The 19,440-nt window shown below is 60.2% G+C and carries 16 protein-coding genes; 8 read left to right on the top strand and 8 right to left on the bottom strand.

Annotation, left to right across the window (positions count from 1 at the left end; all coding sequences use genetic code 11):
* Window position 1: 1 nt before the first annotated feature.
* The 4 genes from JOE34_RS14385 to JOE34_RS14370 are packed head-to-tail and all read right to left on the bottom strand — an operon-like array spanning window position 2 to window position 2,764.
* Window positions 2-622, bottom strand: coding sequence for a hypothetical protein (locus tag JOE34_RS14385; protein ID WP_003314790.1), 621 nt, complete (start codon window positions 620-622; stop codon window positions 2-4).
* The gene (locus JOE34_RS14380; RefSeq protein ID WP_017279183.1) at window positions 619-1,917 is read right to left on the bottom strand and encodes a sialidase family protein; all 1,299 of its coding nucleotides are present in this window, start codon (window positions 1,915-1,917) and stop codon (window positions 619-621) included. Before JOE34_RS14380 ends, JOE34_RS14385 begins: the two co-directional genes overlap by 4 nt.
* A 38-nt stretch (window positions 1,918-1,955) precedes the next feature.
* Window positions 1,956-2,501, bottom strand: a complete 546-nt coding sequence (locus tag JOE34_RS14375) for a cytochrome b/b6 domain-containing protein (protein ID WP_017279184.1) — start codon at window positions 2,499-2,501, stop codon at window positions 1,956-1,958.
* Window positions 2,501-2,764, bottom strand: a complete 264-nt coding sequence (locus JOE34_RS14370; RefSeq protein WP_003349279.1) for a PepSY domain-containing protein — start codon at window positions 2,762-2,764, stop codon at window positions 2,501-2,503. Before JOE34_RS14370 ends, JOE34_RS14375 begins: the two co-directional genes overlap by 1 nt.
* Before the next feature lie 167 nt (window positions 2,765-2,931).
* Between JOE34_RS14370 and JOE34_RS14365 the strand changes: the two genes are divergently transcribed.
* The gene (locus JOE34_RS14365) at window positions 2,932-3,594 is read left to right on the top strand and encodes a response regulator (protein WP_010413251.1); all 663 of its coding nucleotides are present in this window, start codon (window positions 2,932-2,934) and stop codon (window positions 3,592-3,594) included.
* Window positions 3,591-4,964, top strand: coding sequence for a sensor histidine kinase (locus tag JOE34_RS14360; protein WP_010413249.1), 1,374 nt, complete (start codon window positions 3,591-3,593; stop codon window positions 4,962-4,964). The genes JOE34_RS14365 and JOE34_RS14360 overlap by 4 nt, the downstream gene beginning before the upstream one ends.
* A gap of 12 nt (window positions 4,965-4,976) precedes the next feature.
* On the opposite strand, the gene JOE34_RS14355 is transcribed toward JOE34_RS14360, so the two are convergent.
* Entirely contained in the window at window positions 4,977-6,263 is a 1,287-nt protein-coding gene (locus JOE34_RS14355) for an FAD-binding oxidoreductase (RefSeq protein ID WP_209996010.1), read from the bottom strand.
* Between the two features lie 42 nt (window positions 6,264-6,305).
* On the bottom strand, window positions 6,306-7,796 hold the full coding sequence (locus tag JOE34_RS14350) for an aldehyde dehydrogenase family protein (RefSeq protein WP_046266505.1): 1,491 nt from the start codon (window positions 7,794-7,796) through the stop codon (window positions 6,306-6,308).
* Window positions 7,797-8,051: 255 nt separating this feature from the next.
* Here JOE34_RS14350 and JOE34_RS14345 point away from each other — a divergent pair, with 255 nt between their 5' ends.
* The 5 genes from JOE34_RS14345 (at window position 8,052) to JOE34_RS14325 (ending at window position 15,698) form a co-directional block, all read left to right on the top strand.
* Complete coding sequence (locus tag JOE34_RS14345; protein ID WP_010413235.1) at window positions 8,052-9,299, top strand: aspartate aminotransferase family protein; 1,248 nt, start codon at window positions 8,052-8,054, stop codon at window positions 9,297-9,299.
* Between the two features lie 23 nt (window positions 9,300-9,322).
* Window positions 9,323-10,714: a VOC family protein gene (locus tag JOE34_RS14340; protein WP_046266506.1), complete on the top strand. Its 1,392-nt coding sequence runs from the start codon at window positions 9,323-9,325 to the stop codon at window positions 10,712-10,714.
* A 490-nt stretch (window positions 10,715-11,204) separates the two neighbouring features.
* A complete protein-coding gene (locus JOE34_RS14335; protein ID WP_209995143.1) occupies window positions 11,205-12,152 on the top strand; it encodes an IS110 family transposase in 948 nt (315 codons plus the stop codon).
* 836 nt (window positions 12,153-12,988) lie between these two features.
* Entirely contained in the window at window positions 12,989-13,936 is a 948-nt protein-coding gene (locus JOE34_RS14330; protein ID WP_209995143.1) for an IS110 family transposase, read from the top strand.
* 433 nt (window positions 13,937-14,369) lie between these two features.
* On the top strand, window positions 14,370-15,698 hold the full coding sequence (locus JOE34_RS14325) for a DUF3100 domain-containing protein (RefSeq protein WP_046267015.1): 1,329 nt from the start codon (window positions 14,370-14,372) through the stop codon (window positions 15,696-15,698).
* A 25-nt stretch (window positions 15,699-15,723) separates the two neighbouring features.
* Here the strand turns inward: JOE34_RS14325 and JOE34_RS14320 are convergent, their stop codons facing one another.
* On the bottom strand, window positions 15,724-16,635 hold the full coding sequence (locus JOE34_RS14320; RefSeq protein ID WP_003314779.1) for a LysR substrate-binding domain-containing protein: 912 nt from the start codon (window positions 16,633-16,635) through the stop codon (window positions 15,724-15,726).
* Window positions 16,636-16,764: 129 nt separating this feature from the next.
* Between JOE34_RS14320 and JOE34_RS14315 the strand changes: the two genes are divergently transcribed.
* Complete coding sequence (locus JOE34_RS14315; protein ID WP_046267014.1) at window positions 16,765-18,141, top strand: L-serine ammonia-lyase; 1,377 nt, start codon at window positions 16,765-16,767, stop codon at window positions 18,139-18,141.
* A gap of 139 nt (window positions 18,142-18,280) precedes the next feature.
* Here JOE34_RS14315 and JOE34_RS14310 read toward each other — a convergent pair whose 3' ends face one another.
* Complete coding sequence (locus JOE34_RS14310; protein WP_209996008.1) at window positions 18,281-19,438, bottom strand: M20 aminoacylase family protein; 1,158 nt, start codon at window positions 19,436-19,438, stop codon at window positions 18,281-18,283.
* Window positions 19,439-19,440 lie beyond the last annotated feature (2 nt).

Below are 19,440 nucleotides of genomic sequence, written 5' to 3'. Positions count from 1 at the left end.
CCTAGACATTGCCGACAGACAGAGCGGCCGGACGGCGCGTCTCCATTGCCCGGCGATAAACAAAACGGACAGCCAGGATCAGCAATGCCCCACAACAGTAAAGGCCAAGCAGCGGATCGATCAGGTAATCCCAATAATTCTCCGATGGCTTGATGCGGAAAGTGAAGGCCAGCGTCGCAGCGCTGAGCATCACCGCGGCCAGCGCATTGCGCATAAAGACCAGCCCCAGCGCGATGACAGCGACAATCATGATCATCGGCCGCGGGTTGTAACCCCAGCGGTACGGATCGAAATACGTCAGGCCCAGTGTGGCCGGGTACAGCGTCAGTGCCAGCGCAGCAAACACCAGCAACACCACCGCGCGCCTGGACACGGCCAGTGGCTTGAGCACACCCAGTCGCTGCAGGGTCAGCCAGCCCAGCAGCACCAGGCTGCTGATGGCCAGGTCATCGGTCAGGCTGCGGGCATAGGACGCCATCGACAGCCCGTCGATCGAGATCACACTCAATAGCGAGACGGCGGCCAGCAGGCCGCAGCGCCACCATAACGATGCGGTCAGCGGCGCCAACAGCACAAACAGGGTCCAGGCAAACGCCAGATGAGCCAATCCCAACGCGATCATAAAAGTTGCTCCGCCAGCCAGGCCTCGTTGAAGCTGACATGCTTGATGAAGGTGTTATTCCATGAGTAGACCAGGTGATACAGGCCGTCCGGGCTACGGATGAAGTACGGGTATTCGTATTCGAAGTCGCAGCCCTGGGGCGAGCAGACGCGTTGGTCCAGATTGCTCAGAAACGCCTCTTCCATCGGTTGACGCAGGGCGCCACTGGAACTGCGGAAGCCCTCGCCGATCACCTCCTTGTACGCCTCAAGGGTAAACGGCGTGCCCAGCGGATCGGGCGACTTGTCGAAATCCATCAAGGGCCTCCAGACGTTCATCTCTTCATCAGTGCCGTACAGGCTGAGCTTGAAGCGCCCCTCGCGCAGGTCATTGAGCGCCACCAGCAACCCCCTGCCCGGCACACCGACCGCAGCCAGCGAAGAATTGGGGTTGCTCGGGGTCAGCGGATACGGCTCGCTCCAGCTCTGCCCGCCGTCTTCGGTGCGGCTGGCCAGCACCCGGTGGAACGTCTCGCCGGCATAGCGCAACAAGGCCACGGCGCGCTGCCCATCCAAAGGCACCACGGTGGGTTGCAGGGAATTGTTGCCACGGCTGATGCGAAACTTGTCGATCACTTCACCGTCGGCACTCAGGTACAGGTATTCGGCAAACTTGCCGAGAAACTCATGATAGACCGGCAGGCCGATCGAACCGTCGGCATGAAACACCGGCGCGCCGCGCACCAGCGTACTGATGTTCAGGAACGGTGTTGTCACCAGTTGCCATGGCGGCGACCAGCTGGCGCCCATGTCGCTGGAGACCATGGCGTTGACCGTGCTGCCCGCCCAGCCGCCGACCGAGACTGAAACGTAGAACAGCCACAGGCGATTGTCCGGAGCCAGGGCGATCACCGGATTGCCCAGTTTACGGATGTATTTACCGGTGCCTGACTGGGTGGACTCACGGGTTGCCAGCACCTGCTCGCCGCCCCACTCGCCACTGGCCGCATCGAAGCGCGAGGTGCGTATTTCAACGTCGCCCGCCCCTTCGCGAGAACCGGCGAACCACACCGACATCAGGTCGCCGCCGGGCAATGCTGTCACGGCTGAGGAATGCACGAAGTCGTCCAGGTCGGAAGACGCGAAACGCGACATATAGGACGCCTTGGGCGCCACGCTCTCAGCGCCCACTGGCGCGGGGCTGAGCGCAAAGGGCGCAATACGGTGCTGTGGATGGCTGAGCCACGCACTGAGAAAAATCGCCACAACAATCAGGCCTGCGCTCCATGCAGTCAGGTTTCGGGAAATAACACGCATCGGGAGGCATCACTGTAAAGAGGAACAAAGGTGTGGTTTCAGCGATGGCGATCTTCGGGCAACGGACGTCGTTTGCCAGTCAGCATCGACAGGGGCAGGTTGTCACGCACCTGAACGCTTTCGAAGATGGCGGCGGCCATGTGCAGCACCACCAGGGCACACAAGGTGTTAGCGAGAATTTCATGGATGTCCTGCGGCCAGTCGGCGCCCCACAAGGCATCGACCTCTTCCATCAGAAAACCGGTCAGGCCCATGCCGAAGATCAGCACCATCATTAGTACCATGACCAGCGCGCCGAGCGGGGAATGACCGAGCCGATGTATCGGTCGCCGGTCGATCAGCGAGCGGATATGCGCACGCAGGCGCGCCGGATGCGGCCAGAAATCGCTCCAGCGTGCGCTGCGCGGCCCAATGAATCCCCACACCACGCGCACCGCCAGCCAGGCAACCGCGTAATAGCCCAGCCAGATGTGCCAGTCGCCACCTGCTTCATTGAAGAAATAATTGGCAACAAAAACACCCGCGATCGAGACGTGAAACAGCCTGACCAGCGGGTCCCACAGGCGCAGGGAAACACGGCTCATTACTTGGTCTCGGTCTTCACCGCTTTACCCGTCACCGGATCGTGATAGATCTCGACCTTGCGCTTGTCCTTGTCGAAACCATAGATTTCGTAGCAGTTGCCGTCAGTCACCTTGAACTTGCTGATCTCGTAACCCTGAGCCTTGAGCTGCTCCTGGAATTTGGCCTGATCCTGCCATTGGGACTTGTCAGCCGTGGTGCATTGCGGCCCGGCAAGTGCCAGCGGGCTGGCCAGACACAGGGAAATCAGCAGGACTTTACGCATGACAGATACTCGCAAGCAGTTAAGGAGCGCCTACTGTGCGAAACGAATCTTAGGAAAAGCTTAATACGTAATAGCTCGTAACATCTTCCCGGACACACGGCACTTCGCGCTGCTGCCTGCTGACGGCATCATGGCGCCCTTCTTCCCACACTCACCGGTCAAACCCTATGCGCCTGCTTCTCGTCGAGGATGATCGAGCCATTGGTCAAGGCATCCGCGTGGCCCTGAATACCGAGGGCTACACCCTTGACTGGCTGGAGGACGGACTGAGCGCGCTGCACGCCTTGCGCAGCGAGCCATTCGACCTGTTGCTGCTCGACCTCGGATTGCCACGCATGGATGGCCTGGACCTGCTGCGCCAGTTGCGCGCCGAAGCACTCACCCTGCCGGTGCTGATCCTGACTGCACGCGACGGGACTGCCGACCGTATTGCCGGTCTGGATGCCGGTGCGGACGACTACCTGATCAAGCCCTTCGACGTCGATGAATTGAAAGCCCGGGTCCGCGCCCTGCTCAGGCGCAGCCAGGGCCGTGCGCAACCGCTGCTGGAGCACGCGGGCATCAGCCTCGACCCGACGTCGCAACAGGTCAGCTTTAAGGGCAGCGAAGTACCGATGACGCCGATGGAGTACCAGCTGCTGCATCAACTGATGATCCGCCCCGGCAAAGTGGTCACCCGCGAGCGTTTGTCCAATACCCTGTACGGCTGGCAGGACAAGGTCGAAAGCAACACCTTGGAAGTGCTGATTCACAACCTGCGCAAGAAACTGTCTACCGAGCTGATCCGTACCGTGCGCGGCGTCGGCTACCTGCTGGAGCTCAAGGCATGACCTCGGTACGCGCGCGCATTCTGATCCCGGTACTGATGCTGCTGCTGCTCGGCGACCTGACCATCAGCCTGCTCGCCCTGCGCGACAGCCATCACGAAATCGAAGAAGTCTACGATGCACAGCTGGCCCAGAGCGCGCGCCTGCTGCAAGGTGTGCTGCGTCAGCGCGCAGCGGGTGAGCAGGACCTCGACAAGCTGTATCAGGCGTTCGATCAGGCCATGAGCCGGGTCGGCACCAGCGGCGTAGCCCATCCCTACGAAACCCGGCTGACCTTTCAGGTCTGGCGTACCTCGGGCGAGCTGCTGGTGCGCTCGGCCGAAGCGCCGCTGCTCAGTGCACCTCCGGCAACCGAAGGCTCCCATGATCTGGTCGAGAACGGGCACGAGTGGTGCGGCTTTCTCCTCGCCGATCCACAGCAGGGTTTTCTGATCTGGGTGGGTGAGCGCGATGACGTGCGCCAGGACCTGATTCAGCGCATTGTCAGTCACACGCTGTGGCCAACGCTGATCGGTGTGCCACTGCTGGTGGTCGCGATCTGGCTGGCCATCGGTTGGGGCCTGCGCCCGCTGCAAGCGATGGCCAGGGTCATCCGCAAGCGCGATGCCGAAAGCCTCGAACCGCTTGATGTAACGCCCCTGCCCAAAGAACTGGAGCCCATGCAGTACGCGCTCAACCGCCTGCTGACCCAGATCGAGAGTGTGCTGGAGCGCGAGCGACGCTTCATCGCCGACGCGGCCCACGAACTGCGTACACCGCTGACCATTCTGCGCATCCACGCGCAGAACGCACGCCAGGCCGAAACCCCGGAGCAACGCCTGGAAGCACTGGATTTCCTCGTGCATGGCGTCGACCGCGCCGCCCGCCTGGCCAGTCAGTTATTGACCATGGCACGCCTGGAACCGCGTCTTGAAGTCAGCCAGTTACAGACCTTCGAGCTGAACACGCTGGTACGCGAGGAAATGGCCGAACTCACGCCGCTGGCCCTGGAGAAGCGCGTCGATCTGGTGTTCGAGGAAGGCGAGGATTGCGTGATCCGCAGCGACCCGGCAGCCATCACCATTGCCCTGCAGAACCTGCTGACCAATGCGCTGAATTTCGCCCCGACCGCCAGCGAGATTCGCGTCGCCCTGCACGCTCAGGAAGATGGCAGCGCGCACCTGTCAGTCGAAGACGCAGGGCCGGGTATCGACGAACAACAGAAGGCGCGCCTGTTCGAACGCTTTTACAGTCAGGGTCACAGCAATGGCGCAGGGCTGGGGCTGGCGATCGTCGACATGATCGTGCGCAAACTTGAAAGCAGTCTGCACCTGCGCAACTCGGCGCAGGGTGGACTGTGTGCAGAGCTGCGCATCAAGAGCAGGACGAGCTGAACCCTGCTCGGCTCAAAGCACCACGCGCAGGCATTGCCCGGCGTGATACAGGGTGAAGCCCGCGTCGTAGGCCAGGCTGCGCAACGAACTGCCCGAGACCTTTTTGCCGCTTGAAAAACTCATCGGCAACGCAGTTGCATCGTTAGTCAGCAGGTAATCGGCAAAGCACTTGCCCACCAGCGTCCCGGTGGTCACCCCCCGACCATTGAAACCGGTCGCCGCCAGCAAGCCTGGCGCTGGTTCGAAGAGGCGCAACAAGTGGTCCGGCGTGAAGCCGATGCGCCCGGTCCAGGTGCTCTGCCACTCGACCCGGCCCAGTTGCGGGAAGTAATGCTGCTGGACGCGATCCGCCCACTGACGAATGAACCACAGCGGATAATTGCCGGCGTTACCCAGGCTGCCCAGTAGCAGGCGCCCATGGGCATCACGACGAATGTTGCTGAGCACCGTGCGCGTATCCCACGAACCCTGCCCGCCGCGCAGAATCTGCGCCTGCTCGGCACCGCTGAGTGGCTGCGAAGCGACCTGATAGTAGTAACCCGTGAAGATGTGATCCTTGATATCGGTCCACTCGCCTTCGGTGTAGGCATTGGACGCGATGATCACTTTCTCGGCGCTCACACTGCCCGCAGCAGTAGAGACCTTCCAGCCGTCAGCGGTGCGTTGCAAGCCGTTGACAGGAGAATCACCGAACACTTGCCCACCCTGCGCCACCACGTTAAGCGCCATGCCCGAGACATAGGCCATCGGGTTCACCGTGCCGGCGCGGTGATCGAGCAAGGCACCGCTGACCTTGTCGGTACCACAGGCATCTTCGCAGGGTTTGCCGGTCAGTAATTCGACGTTGGCACCGCGCCGCTGCCACTGTGCGGCGCGGCTGCGCAGGTCAGCCAGGCCCTTGGCGTTATGCGCCATGTGCAGGTTGCCGGTGCGCGTGTCCTGGCAATCGATGCGGTACTGGTCGATGGTCGCGAACACCAGTGCCGGTGCCGCGCCCAATGCGCCATTCAGTCGGCTGGCCTCGACGCTGCCCAGTGCCTTGTCCAACTGATCGGGCGCCACCCAGGTCCCGGCATTCACCAGACCGACGTTGCGTCCGGAACCGCCATTCCCGACCTGGTGCGCTTCGACCACGCACACCGACTTGCCGCCTTCCAGCAAGCGCAACGCCGCTGACAGACCGGTGAAACCGGCGCCGATGATGCATACATCGGCGCTCCGCTCGCCGCTCAGGGCCGGGCTGACCGGACGTTGCGGAGTCAATTGTTCCCACAGACAGCCTTCAGCAAACTGCACCATCGAAAAACTCCAGCAATGTCGGCGATAAGCGCCCGGTTCACATCAGTCGAAAACGATGCCCTGAGCCAGCGGCAACTCGCGGGAGTAGTTGACGGTGTTGGTCTGCCGGCGCATGTAGGCGCGCCACGAATCGGAGCCGGACTCGCGGCCGCCACCGGTTTCCTTCTCGCCGCCAAATGCCCCGCCGATTTCCGCACCGCTGGTGCCGATATTGACGTTGGCAATCCCGCAATCGCTGCCCGCGGCGCTCTGGAAAGCCTCGGCCTCGCGCAGGTCGGTAGTGAAAATGCACGACGACAGGCCCTGCGGCACTTCGTTGTTCAGGCGCAGGGCCTCTTCGAAGTCGTCGTAGGCCAGCACGTAGAGAATCGGCGCGAAGGTTTCGTGACGCACGACGTCGCTCTGGCCAGGCATTTCGGCAATGGCCGGCGTGACGTAGTAGCCGTTCGGGTATTTGTCCTGCAACTGACGCTCGCCACCGAACACCTGTCCGCCTTCGTCACGGGCCTTGGTCAGCGCGTTCTGCATGGCCGAAAACGCTTGCTGGTCAATCAGCGGACCGATCAGATTGCCTTCGCGCGGATCACCGACGCGCACCTTGGCGTAGGCCGCCTTGACGCGGGCGACCACTTCGTCCTTGATCGAACGGTGCACAATCAGGCGGCGCAACGTGGTGCAACGCTGACCGGCGGTGCCTACCGCACTGAACAGAATGCCGCGCACGGCCAGGTCCAGATCGGCGCTCGGGGCCAGAATCATCGCGTTGTTGCCACCCAACTCCAGAATGCTGCGCCCGAAACGGGCGGCGACACGCGGACCGACTTCACGGCCCATGCGGGTGCTGCCGGTGGCGCTGATCAGCGGCACGCGCGGGTCATCGACCAGCGCTTCGCCTGCGTCACGATCACCAATCACCAATTGCGCCAGTGCTGCGGGTGCATCACCGAAAATCTTCAGCGCCTTGTCGAACAGCGCCTGACAGGCCAGTGCCGTCAGCGGGGTCTTTTCCGAAGGCTTCCAGATCACCGGATTGCCGCAGACCAGCGCCAGCGTGGTGTTCCAGGCCCAGACCGCGACCGGGAAGTTGAACGCGCTGATTACACCGACCACACCCAGCGGGTGCCAGGTTTCGCGCATATGATGACCGGGGCGCTCGGAGGCGATGGTCAGACCGTACAGCTGACGCGACAGACCGACGGCAAAGTCGCAGATGTCGATCATTTCCTGCACTTCACCCAGACCTTCCTGAGTGATCTTGCCGGCCTCGACCGACACCAGTTCGCCCAGATCAGCCTTATGCTCACGCAGCACATCACCAAAGATCCGCACCAGCTCGCCACGCCGTGGGGCCGGCACTGTGCGCCACTTCAGAAACGCGCTGTGGGCGCTGTCGATACGCGCCACGACCTGTGCCTTGTCTTCAAGCGTGACCGAGGCAATGCGGCTGCCATCAATCGGGGTGTAAACCGGATAGTCCCCTTGTGTGTGGGCACTGTTCGCCACGCCCAGACGTGCTAGTAACTCGGCAACCATGTTGATTCTCCTGTCATGAAACCACGGTGGAAATCATCGATGACCTCAGTATCAAGCCACTCAGGGTCGGGCTACAAACGACGTTTTTGAAAAACATGATTCCTTTTAGGAATGAACTTCTGATCATTAGCAGCCAGAAAAGCCATTACATCGGGAATTATTGGAATGACCCGGTGATTTTATTTCGTTTGCGAGCGCTGCCCGATGTTTGTTTGGATAAGGCCATCATGATCACCCGGAGTCAGGGCCAGGCCGATGAGCGAACACATCAGCGAATCCATTTCGTTTGTCCACAACATCACGCTGTCCCACGGCCGCAACGCTGAAGTCTGGGACACCGCCGGCAAACGCTATATCGACTTCGTCGGCGGCATCGGGGTGCTCAATCTGGGGCATTGCAACCCGCAGGTGGTCACGGCCATTCAGGATCAGGCGGCAAAGCTGACCCACTACTGCTTCAACGCCACGCCTCATGACCCGTACATCCGCTTCATGGAGCAGCTCACGCAGTTCGTGCCGGTCAGTTATCCCCTCAGCGGCATGCTCACCAACAGCGGTGCGGAAGCGGCCGAAAATGCCCTGAAGATCGTACGTGGCGCCACCGGCCGCACGGCGGTCATCGCCTTCGACGGTGGCTTTCATGGCCGAACGCTGGCGACCCTGAACCTCAACGGCAAGGTAGCGCCCTATAAACAGAAAGTCGGCGTGCTGCCCGGTCCGGTCTTTCACGTTCCGTTCCCCAGCAAGGATAACGGCGTGTCCACCGAGCAGGCACTCAAGGCCATGGACCGGCTGTTCAGCGTCGAGATCGACGTCAACGACGTGGGCTGCATCATCTTCGAACCAGTTCAGGGCGAAGGCGGTTTTCTGGCCATGCAGCCGGACTTTGCCCAGGTATTACGAGCGTTCTGCGATAAGCACGGGATCGTGCTGATCGCCGATGAAATCCAGTCCGGCTTCGGCCGTACCGGGCAGCGTTTTGCGTTCAGTCGTCTGGGCATCGAGCCCGATCTGATTCTGCTGGGCAAAAGCATTGCGGGCGGCATCCCGCTGGGCGCAGTGGTAGGTCGCAAGCCGTTGCTGGACAACCTGCCCAAGGGCGGCCTGGGCGGTACCTATTCCGGTAACCCGATTGGCTGCGCAGCGGGCCTTGCGTCACTGGCGCAGATGACCGATGCCAACCTGTCCAGTTGGGGCGAGCAGCAGGAACACGCCATCGTTTCACGCTATGAAGCCTGGCAGGCGAGCAGACTGTCGCCGTACCTGGGCAGGCTGACCGGTGTTGGCTGCATGCGCGGTATCGAATTGATCACGGCGGAGGGCGAGCCCGGCACCCGACAGCTCGCCGAGCTGCTGAGCTCAGCCAGGGACGCCGGGCTGCTGCTGATGCCCAGCGGCAAGTCACGGCACATTATCCGCCTGCTGATTCCGCTGACCATTGAGCCCGATGTGCTGCACGAAGGGCTGGATATTTTCGAGCGCTGCCTGGCGGCGCTGGCTTGAACCCGTACGGAGAAAACACCCTGATGAGCACAGCACGCTTTGCCGACCCGGATCAGATCCGCGCGGGTTTTTCTCGCGCCATGTCGCAGATGTACAAGCACGAAGTGCCGCTGTACGGCACGCTGATGGCGCTGGTGAGTGAAGTCAACGAACAGGTCATGAGCCATGACAGCAGTGTGCTGGACAGCCTGCGCCAGACCGGTGAAATCCAGCGCCTGGACATGGAACGGCACGGTGCGATCCGCGTCGGCACGGCACAGGAACTGGCCACCCTCGCCCGCCTGTTCGCGGTCATGGGCATGCAGCCGGTGGGTTACTACGACCTGAGCGCGGCCGGCGTGCCGGTTCACTCCACCGCCTTTCGCGCCGTGCATGAGCAGGCGCTGCAGGTCAGTCCGTTTCGGGTGTTCACCTCGTTGCTGCGCCTGGAGCTGATCGAAAGCGACGGCCTGCGTGAGTTCGCCAGTCAGGTGCTGGGCAAGCGTAGTATCTTCACGCCCGGCGCCCTGGCGTTAATCGACAAGCATGAAGCAGACGGCGGTTTGAGCGAAGCCGATGCGTCCGAGTTCATCCAGCAGGCGCTGGAAACCTTTCGCTGGCACAACACAGCGACGGTTTCGCTGGACGACTATCAGAAGCTGAACACTCAGCATCGCCTTATCGCTGATGTGGTGGCGTTTCGAGGTCCGCATATCAACCACCTGACGCCACGTACGCTGGACATCGATGCGGTTCAGGCCGGCATGCCTGGCAAGGGCATCACACCCAAAGCGGTGGTTGAAGGACCACCGCGTCGTCAGTGCCCGGTTCTGCTTCGCCAGACCAGTTTCAAGGCGCTGGAAGAACCGATTACTTTCATCGGCCAAGGGAGCATTCAGTCGGGCAGCCACTCGGCACGCTTCGGCGAGATAGAACAGCGTGGCGCTGCACTGACGCCCAAAGGCCGCGAGCTGTATGACCGGCTGCTGAACGATGCCCGCGAAGCGCTGGGCGAATTCCCCAGTGAGGCTAATGCCGTTCGCTATGCCGGGCTGCTGGAAGAAACGTTCAAAGCGTTTCCGGACAGCCACGCTGAAATGCGCAGGCAGGGTCTGGCCTACTTTCGCTATTTCCCGACCGAGTCAGGCATTGCCGCGCGCGCATCCGGCAGTCTGGAGCAGCTTGTCGAAGCCGGTCATGTGCGCTTCGAGCCACTGGTGTACGAAGACTTTTTGCCGGTCAGTGCGGCGGGCATCTTCCAGTCCAATCTGGGCGATAACGCACAGGCGCATTACGCGACGAATTCGAATCAGCAGGATTTCGAGCGGGCGCTGGGACGCGGGACGCTCAACGAACTGGACCTGTATGCCGACACCCAACGGCGTTCCCTGGAGAAATGCGCCAGGGAACTGGAACTGAGCAGTCCCGCCTGCTAATTAGTGGGAGCTTGCTCGCGAAGACGATGTTTCAGGCGATGCTTTTTGGCGCCCATACCGAATCTTTCGCGAACAAGTTCGCTCCTACGGCCTTCGGCCAGAATCAAAAGCGCACTTGCGCATAATGATGAGCGCGCTGCGTCACATTCCCGGTTCGCTACCCCTTGGGCAAAAGGCCGTTTTGATTCTGCCCAACGGGCGTAGGAGCGGACTTGTCCGCGAAGGGGCCGCAAGCCTTCCCGAGAATGTATCGCCTGAAACATCGTCTTCGCGAACAAGTTCGCTTGTATGGTAAGACTTGAAGGGAGGAGGAGGGACTTAGTTCGCTTCTGACTGTTCGCGCAGTACAGACCCGTAGGAGATTTCACCCCTCCTCCTTTCACCCAAGCGCCGATAAAGAATGCTTAAGGCTCACAACCTACGATAGAAACAAGCCTGCGCCTCTGGGTGGCCCCTTCAAGTCTGTAAACCTTATCCCCGAGGAGGCGTTATGGCAATGCGGGTTACTCTGGAAAAACCGATCATCGGTGTAGATGTCGCCAAGAATGAGTTGGTGATCTACCACGATCAATATGATCGACTTGAGGCAATCCCCAATACCAAAGTCGCCATCACACAATGGCTGAAGGCCTTGGCGAGCAGCTGCGCCATCGCCATCGAAGCCACTAACGTCTATCACGTCCTGTTCGCGGATGCGGCCCACGAAGCAGGCTGTGACGTTTATATGGTGGATGGCTATCAGCTCAGTCATTACCGTAAAGGCGTCAACATACGCGCCAAAACCGATGCCCAAGATGCTCGTTTGTTGGCCCGATACCTGAAAAACGAGCTTGATGAGTTGCGGCCCTGGATACCTGCGAGCCCGCTTTATCGGCAGCTTCTGAGCCTGTTCCGACGTCGTGCAGCCTTGGTTCAGGCTCGTACTGGCCTGGTGCAAAGCTGGACCAACGAGCCTTTTCTGAGAACAGCGTTCGCCAATCAGGTCAACTCGATGAAACGATTTGAGGCGCTCGTTGAAAAGAAGATTCGCGATGTACTGCAGGAAGCCGGTCTGATGAGGCAGGTCAACCGCTGTATGAAAGTAGAAGGGATCGGCTTTCTGACTGCAGCTCGCTTGGTCACTTCTTTTCAGCGAGGCGAGTTCAGCGGAGCGAACGCCTTTATCGCGTTTCTTGGGCTGGACCTGAAAGTATCCAAATCAGGGCAAAGTGATGGACCTCGTCGATTGACCAAACGCGGCGATCCAGAAGCCCGACGGTTGCTGCACAACGCGGCTATGTCCGGGAGCCGTACGCCGGCCTGGAAGCCTTTTTATGAAGAGCAGAGAAAGCGTGGCTTTAGTACAACTCAAGCGCTGGTCATGCTCTCCCGAAAGTTGGCTCGAGTAGTCTTCGCTCTGTTAAAGAACCAGAGCGAATATCAAACAAAAGTGGCTTGAGGGCTTTGCCAAAACCATAGAATCTCCTACGGCCTTCGGCCAGAATCAAAAGCGCACTTGCGCATAATGATGAGCGCTCTGCATCACATTCCCGGTTCGCTACCCCTTGTCCAGAAGGCCGTCTTGGTTCTGCCCAACGGGCGTAGGAGCGGACTTGTCCGCGAAGGGGCCGCAAGCCTTCCCGAAAATATATCGCCTGAAACATCGTCTTCGCGAACAAGTTCGCTCCTACGGCCTTCGGCCAGAATCAAAAGCGGACTTGTGCATAATGATGAGCGCGCTGCGTCACATTCCCGGTTCGCTACCCCTTGCCCAGAAGGCCGTTTTGATTCTGCCCAACGGGCGTTGGAGCGGACTTGTCCGCGAAGGGGCCGCAAGCCTTCCCGAAAATATATCGCCTGAAACATCGTTTTCGCGAACAAGTTCGCTCCTACGGCCTTCGGCCAGAATCAAACGCGCACTTGTGTATAACGATGAGCGCGCTGCGTCACATTCCCGGTTCGCTACCCCTTGTCCAGAAGGCCGTCTTGGTTCTGCACAACGGGCGTAGGAGCGGACTTGTCCGCGAAGGGGCCGCAAGCCTTCCCGAGAATGTATCGCCTGAAACATCGTTTTCGCGAACAAGTTCGCTTGTATGGTAAGACTTGAAGGGAGGAGGAGGGACTTAGTTCGCTTCTGACTGTTCGCGCAGTACAGACCCGTAGGAGATTTCACCCCTCCTCCTTTCACCCAAGCGCCGATAAAGAATGCTTAAGGCTCACAACCTACGATAGAAACAAGCCTGCGCCTCTGGGTGGCCCCTTCAAGTCTGTAAACCTTATCCCCGAGGAGGCGTTATGGCAATGCGGGTTACTCTGGAAAAACCGATCATCGGTGTAGATGTCGCCAAGAATGAGTTGGTGATCTACCACGATCAATATGATCGACTTGAGGCAATCCCCAATACCAAAGTCGCCATCACACAATGGCTGAAGGCCTTGGCGAGCAGCTGCGCCATCGCCATCGAAGCCACTAACGTCTATCACGTCCTGTTCGCGGATGCGGCCCACGAAGCAGGCTGTGACGTTTATATGGTGGATGGCTATCAGCTCAGTCATTACCGTAAAGGCGTCAACATACGCGCCAAAACCGATGCCCAAGATGCTCGTTTGTTGGCCCGATACCTGAAAAACGAGCTTGATGAGTTGCGGCCCTGGATACCTGCGAGCCCGCTTTATCGGCAGCTTCTGAGCCTGTTCCGACGTCGTGCAGCCTTGGTTCAGGCTCGTACTGGCCTGGTGCAAAGCTGGACCAACGAGCCTTTTCTGAGAACAGCGTTCGCCAATCAGGTCAACTCGATGAAACGATTTGAGGCGCTCGTTGAAAAGAAGATTCGCGATGTACTGCAGGAAGCCGGTCTGATGAGGCAGGTCAACCGCTGTATGAAAGTAGAAGGGATCGGCTTTCTGACTGCAGCTCGCTTGGTCACTTCTTTTCAGCGAGGCGAGTTCAGCGGAGCGAACGCCTTTATCGCGTTTCTTGGGCTGGACCTGAAAGTATCCAAATCAGGGCAAAGTGATGGACCTCGTCGATTGACCAAACGCGGCGATCCAGAAGCCCGACGGTTGCTGCACAACGCGGCTATGTCCGGGAGCCGTACGCCGGCCTGGAAGCCTTTTTATGAAGAGCAGAGAAAGCGTGGCTTTAGTACAACTCAAGCGCTGGTCATGCTCTCCCGAAAGTTGGCTCGAGTAGTCTTCGCTCTGTTAAAGAACCAGAGCGAATATCAAACAAAAGTGGCTTGAGGGCTTTGCCAAAACCATAGAATCTCCTACGGCCTTCGGCCAGAATCAAAAGCGCACTTGCGCATAATGATGAGCGCTCTGCATCACATTCCCAGTGCGTTCTGTGTTCTGTTTAAAGCAACGATAAATAAAATTCGCAATATTGGTGTGCAACCTCGTGCTATGCATACTGCGGTTGCGTGTGGACAGCAAAGTGCCGTATTCAAAGGCTCATCCCTTCAAATAGCGCACCCTGTGATCCCCTTGCAAAGGCTCGAAGCAGCCTGGGTCTGGATCACATTCAGACCTCATAAAAAATACCTGGCCGGATAACGGTCTCCATGACTTCATGGACTTTTCAACGCTGCCCTGGCGCTTTACCGCGCCTACCTGAAAAACAGAATAACGATTGATAAGGCCTGAAAAAGGCCATTCAGCAGGCAAGGGGATCATCATGCAAAACTCACACGCTGCAGTGTCGGGTGACAATCAGGCCGTTTCATCGACGGTGAAACTGTATGTCTGGGCCGCCGTTATCCTCACCATTGCCGAAATGATCGGTGCCGTCAGTATCGCGCTGGGCCCCGGCAAGGTGGTGTTGTTGCCGATGGTGTGGGCGCTGCTGCTGGGCGCGATGATCGGCCTTGCCAGCCGCCGTATGCCAGGCACCATTGGCATCGATCACGGCACACAACTGCGCTCGGCCTCCATCCTGCAACCTGCCCTGCTGCTTTTCATTGCCAAGCTCGGCCTGGTGGTCGGTGGCTCGCTGCCGGTGGTGTTCGCCTCCGGGTGGGCGCTGATGTTTCAGGAGTTCGGCCACTTCGTCGGCACCGTGATGCTCGGTCTGCCGGTCGCACTGATGCTCGGTATCAAGCGCGAAGCCATTGGTGCGACCTTCTCGGTCGGCCGTGAGCCGAGCCTGGCAATCATCGGCGAGCGCTATGGCATGGACTCTCCGGAAGGTCGCGGCGTATTGGCCGAGTACCTGACGGGCACCCTGTTCGGCGCGCTGTTCATTGCCATCGTCGCCGGGTTTATCGCCAGCCTGGGGATCTTCCATCCCAACTCGCTGGCGATGGGCTCAGGCATCGGTTCGGGCAGCATGATGGCTGCCGCTGCCGGGGCGATTGCCGCGCAACAAACACCGGAAGTCGCCAAGGAAGTCATGACGCTGGCGGCAGCCTCGAACCTGATCACCACCACCATCGGCACCTACTTCACCCTGTTCATCTCCCTGCCACTGGCAGTCTGGGGCTATCGTGTGCTCGAGCCGCTGATCGGCCGCACCACCAAGGCATCGATGAGCGAGGAAGGCCTGCGCCACAGCGACGTGTCGCTGGAGGTGCCGGAACTGGGCTGGTCGGGCAAGATCAGTGCGTGGCTGGCTGCGGGTGCACTGGCACTGATTGCCAACTATGTCGGCTACAAGACACTGTCAGGCGATGCCTTCACCGGCATGGGCATCATGATTTTCTGTGCCTTCGTGGGTGAGGTGTTTTGCAACCTGCTTCGCCGCAAGATCCCTGCGGTGTGCATGGTGTCGCTGGTGGCAATGTTCCTGACCTCGCCAGCTTGCCCCTGGGCCGCCGAGATTGCGCGGATCACCAGCTCGATCAACCTGCTGGCGGTCATTACTCCGATGCTGACCTTCGCCGGTCTGTCGATTGCCAAGGACCTCCCAGCCTTCCGCCGTTTGGGCTGGAGGATTGTACTGGTGTCGTTCCTCGCCAACTTCGGTACGTTCATCGGTGCGGTATTGATCGCCGAGCTGTTCCATTGATCCACACTGCCTGATTCGGCGCGAGTCAGCCCAGCGCCTCGTTCACCAGCCAGTCATGCACTGCGCGACGTGACGGGGTGCTCAGCGCCCCTTCGCGATAGGCCAGCACGTATTTCTTTCTGGCCTTGATCGGATGGCCGAAGGGCACGATCAGCAAGCCCTGCTCCAGCTCATCGGTGATCAGCGCCTTACGCGCAATGGCCACGCCCATGCCCATGCGCGCGGCGTCGATGGTCAGGTGATTACGATTGAACGTGTGACCGCGACGCACATCGATGCCATCGGCACCGATGGCCGTCAGGTAGAACTCCCACTCCGCATATTCATAGCTGCCGCGCCAGGCGGTGATGTCGTGCAGCAACGGGAAGTGCACCAGCTGACTGGGCGTATCCAACGGCGGCTTGCCCACTAGCAGGTCAGGCGAGCAGACCGCAAACAGCTCTTCCTCCAGCAAGGGCGTAGTCGACAACCCCGGATAGCTGCCGTCGTTCAGGTCGATGGCCAGATCGAAATCGTCATCACGCAACGACCCGCTGCTGTCCTCGGCAATGATCCGCAACTGAATGTCGGGAAACGCCGCCTGCAAGCGTGGCAGGCGCGGCATCAGCCATTTGCTCAGGAATGATGGAATGCAGCGCAGCTTGAACACCCCGCCGATACGCCCGGAATACAGCAGGCGCAGTTCTTCGCTGATACGGCTCTGCACTTCGTTGGCGACCACCGCCAGACGCTGACCTTCAGCGGTCAGCTCAAGCCCGCGCCCGACCCGGTGAAACAGCGCAAAGCCCAGGCGCTCTTCGAGCTGGCGCATCTGCTGACTGATCGCGCCGGGGGTGACGTGCAATTCTTCCGCGCAGCGGGTGAAGGACAGGTGACGGGCCGCGCAGGCGAACACCTGTAGCCAGGCGTGCATCTGTGCGTTGAAGATTCTGCTCATTGAAGAGTTCCGCTAAAGCGTTGCATAGCAACAATCGTTTGTCGTTTCGACAGCCGAAGCCAAAGATGAGTAACAGAAAAAGGGGAATACCAAATTCCCGTGCATCATCTCACCTGAAGGACCTTCGTGATGGCTATCAGCGTCTTCGACATGTTCAAAATCGGCATCGGGCCGTCCAGTTCGCACACCGTCGGGCCAATGCGCGCCGGCGCACTGTTTGTGACCGAGCTGCGCAACCACAACCGTTTGCCCAACGTGGAAAGGATTGAGGTGCGATTGTACGGTTCTCTGTCGGCCACGGGCATCGGTCACGGCAGCGATCGCGCAACAGTCATGGGCCTGATGGGTGAGTGGCCTGACCAGATCGACCCTAGCCAGGTCAACCAGCGCATCGACGCGCTGCGTGCCGATAACCAGCTGATGCTGGCGGGCGAACAGGCCATCACCTTCGTCTGGGAGCGGGACATGTGCCTGCTCGATGAAAGCCTCCCCTACCATCCCAATGGCATGACGCTGTGCGCCTATGGCAAGAACGGCGAACTCCACGAGCAAACCTACTATTCGGTGGGCGGCGGTTTTGTGATCGACGCCGAACAGGCCGCCAGCGGCGTGCTGGACAACGACACAACCGTCCTGCCCTATGATTTTTTCAGCGGCGCGCAGTTGCTCAAGCTGTGCAAAACCCACGGCATGAGCATTTCCGAATTGATGATGGCCAACGAAAAGGTCTGGCGCAGCGAGGAAGAAATCCGCGAGAAAATCATGGTGATCTGGGCCGCGATGCGTGCCTGCGTCGACAAGGGCCTGGTGGAAACCGGCATCCTGCCCGGTGGCCTGAACGTGCGGCGACGTGCCTACCGCCTGCATCAGAACCTGCAGAACCTGGACAACCCCAACGTGATCGGCTCGACGCTGAGCGCCATGGAATGGGTCAACCTGTTCGCCCTCGCGGTCAACGAAGAAAACGCCGCAGGCGGGCGCATGGTGACGGCGCCCACCAACGGCGCGGCTGGCATCGTGCCCGCCGTGCTGCACTACTTCATGAAATTCAAACCCACGGCCAATGACGATGACGTTGTACGGTTTTTCCTGAGCGCCGCTGCAGTCGGCATTCTGTGCAAGAAAAACGCCTCGATTTCCGGTGCCGAGGTCGGTTGTCAGGGTGAGGTAGGATCGGCCTGCGCGATGGCCGCCGCGGGCCTGGCAGAGATCCTCGGCGCGACGCCCGAGCAGGTAGAGAACGCTGCCGAGATTGGCCTGGAGCATAATCTGGGGCTGACCTGCGATCCGGTCGGCGGGCTGGTGCAGATCCCCTGCATCGAGCGCAATGCGATTGCTGCCGTGAAGGCCATCAATGCCGCCCAGATGGCCCTGCGCGGCGACGGCGAGCACCACATCTCGCTGGACCACGCCATCCGCACGATGCGCGACACCGGCGCCGACATGCACGACAAATACAAGGAAACCTCACGCGGCGGCCTGGCGGTCAACCTGATCGAGTGCTGACAGGCACTCATCGGCGTCGCGACGTATTCGAGAGCGTCAGGGACGGTACATTCCCTGCGGATGTACCGTCCTTTTCGCGAACCGGTTAGCTCTATGGCCTACGGCCAGAATCAAAGGCTGGCGTAAGCGCGCGAGCCATTCAAGCCACCGGCAAGCACTGCTCCACCAGCGAGGTCCACACCGCAACGCCGGGTTCGATGACCTGGTCGTTGAAGTCGTAGTACGGGTTGTGCAACGCCGCCGACGGCTTCTCGCCGTCGACGCCCATCCAGATGTAGGCTCCCGGACAGGCGTGCAGCATGAAGGCGAAGTCTTCGGAGGCCATCGACGGGTTGCAGCCCCACTGCACGTTGGCCTCGCCCACTGCAGCGACCGCTGCACGACGGATCGTGGCTGCCGCTTCGACGTGGTTTTCGGTCACCGGGTAGCCGACGTTGTAGACCAGTTCGCCGCGCACGCCGAAGGCCGTCGGCAAACGCTCGACGAACTCGCCGATCAGGCGCTGGACCTTTTCCCGCACAGGGGTTTGCAGGCAACGCGCGGTGCCACGCAGCGTGGCGGTTTCCGGGATCACGTTGATCGCCTCGCCGGCATTGAACTGAGTGATGCTGACCACCGCCGAATCAAGCGGCGACAGGCGCCGGGAGACGATGGTTTGCAGGCCCAGGACCAGTTCGGCAGCGGCAACGATCGGATCGTTGCCCTTGTCCGGCATGGCCGCATGGCTGCCTTTGCCGGTCAGGGTGATTTCAAAGGTGTCGAGCGACGCCATCATCGGCCCCGGATTGATCACCACCTTGCCCGCAGGCACGCCCGGCCAGTTGTGCAAGCCGTAGATGGCTTCCATCGGAAAGCGCTCGAACAGCCCGTCTTCGATCATTCGCTGTGCGCCGCCGAGGTTCTCCTCGGCAGGCTGGAAGACGAAATGCACCGTGCCGCGAAAGCGCCGAGTCTCGGCCAGATGCCTGGCGGTGGCCAGCAGGATCGCGGTATGGCCATCGTGACCGCAGGCGTGCATGCAGCCCTTGTGGGTCGACTTGTGAACGCTGTCGCCCAGCTCCTGAATCGGCAAGGCATCCATGTCGGCACGCAGGCCGATGGTCGGGCCGTCGCCGTTACGCAGGGTGCCGACCACGCCAGTGCCGCCCAGACCACGGTGAATCTCGATGCCGAAACTGCTCAGCAGCTCAGCCACCTTGTCAGAGGTTTTCAGCTCCTGAAAGCCCAGTTCCGGCGCGGCATGAAGGGTGCGGCGCCACACGGTTGCTTCGTCAATCAACGTTTTTGAAATGGACATGT

The sequence above is a fragment of the Pseudomonas sp. PvP028 genome (assembly GCF_017832255.1).
Classification (GTDB): Bacteria; Pseudomonadota; Gammaproteobacteria; order Pseudomonadales; family Pseudomonadaceae; genus Aquipseudomonas; species Aquipseudomonas syringae.
Note: the sequence above shows the minus strand (reverse complement) of the source record. Positions and strands in the feature narration are given on the sequence as shown.

Coding starts and splice junctions, on each gene's coding strand:
- JOE34_RS14335 (WP_209995143.1), top strand. CDS start 11,205: ATGGCAATGCGGGTTACTCTGGAAAAACCGATCATCGGTGTAGATGTC.
- JOE34_RS14330 (WP_209995143.1), top strand. CDS start 12,989: ATGGCAATGCGGGTTACTCTGGAAAAACCGATCATCGGTGTAGATGTC.
- JOE34_RS14385 (WP_003314790.1), bottom strand. CDS start 622: ATGATCGCGTTGGGATTGGCTCATCTGGCGTTTGCCTGGACCCTGTTT.
- JOE34_RS14370 (WP_003349279.1), bottom strand. CDS start 2,764: ATGCGTAAAGTCCTGCTGATTTCCCTGTGTCTGGCCAGCCCGCTGGCA.
- JOE34_RS14345 (WP_010413235.1), top strand. CDS start 8,052: ATGAGCGAACACATCAGCGAATCCATTTCGTTTGTCCACAACATCACG.
- JOE34_RS14310 (WP_209996008.1), bottom strand. CDS start 19,438: ATGTCCATTTCAAAAACGTTGATTGACGAAGCAACCGTGTGGCGCCGC.
- JOE34_RS14320 (WP_003314779.1), bottom strand. CDS start 16,635: ATGAGCAGAATCTTCAACGCACAGATGCACGCCTGGCTACAGGTGTTC.
- JOE34_RS14315 (WP_046267014.1), top strand. CDS start 16,765: ATGGCTATCAGCGTCTTCGACATGTTCAAAATCGGCATCGGGCCGTCC.
- JOE34_RS14350 (WP_046266505.1), bottom strand. CDS start 7,796: ATGGTTGCCGAGTTACTAGCACGTCTGGGCGTGGCGAACAGTGCCCAC.
- JOE34_RS14360 (WP_010413249.1), top strand. CDS start 3,591: ATGACCTCGGTACGCGCGCGCATTCTGATCCCGGTACTGATGCTGCTG.
- JOE34_RS14340 (WP_046266506.1), top strand. CDS start 9,323: ATGAGCACAGCACGCTTTGCCGACCCGGATCAGATCCGCGCGGGTTTT.
- JOE34_RS14380 (WP_017279183.1), bottom strand. CDS start 1,917: ATGCGTGTTATTTCCCGAAACCTGACTGCATGGAGCGCAGGCCTGATT.
- JOE34_RS14365 (WP_010413251.1), top strand. CDS start 2,932: ATGCGCCTGCTTCTCGTCGAGGATGATCGAGCCATTGGTCAAGGCATC.
- JOE34_RS14355 (WP_209996010.1), bottom strand. CDS start 6,263: ATGGTGCAGTTTGCTGAAGGCTGTCTGTGGGAACAATTGACTCCGCAA.
- JOE34_RS14375 (WP_017279184.1), bottom strand. CDS start 2,501: ATGAGCCGTGTTTCCCTGCGCCTGTGGGACCCGCTGGTCAGGCTGTTT.
- JOE34_RS14325 (WP_046267015.1), top strand. CDS start 14,370: ATGCAAAACTCACACGCTGCAGTGTCGGGTGACAATCAGGCCGTTTCA.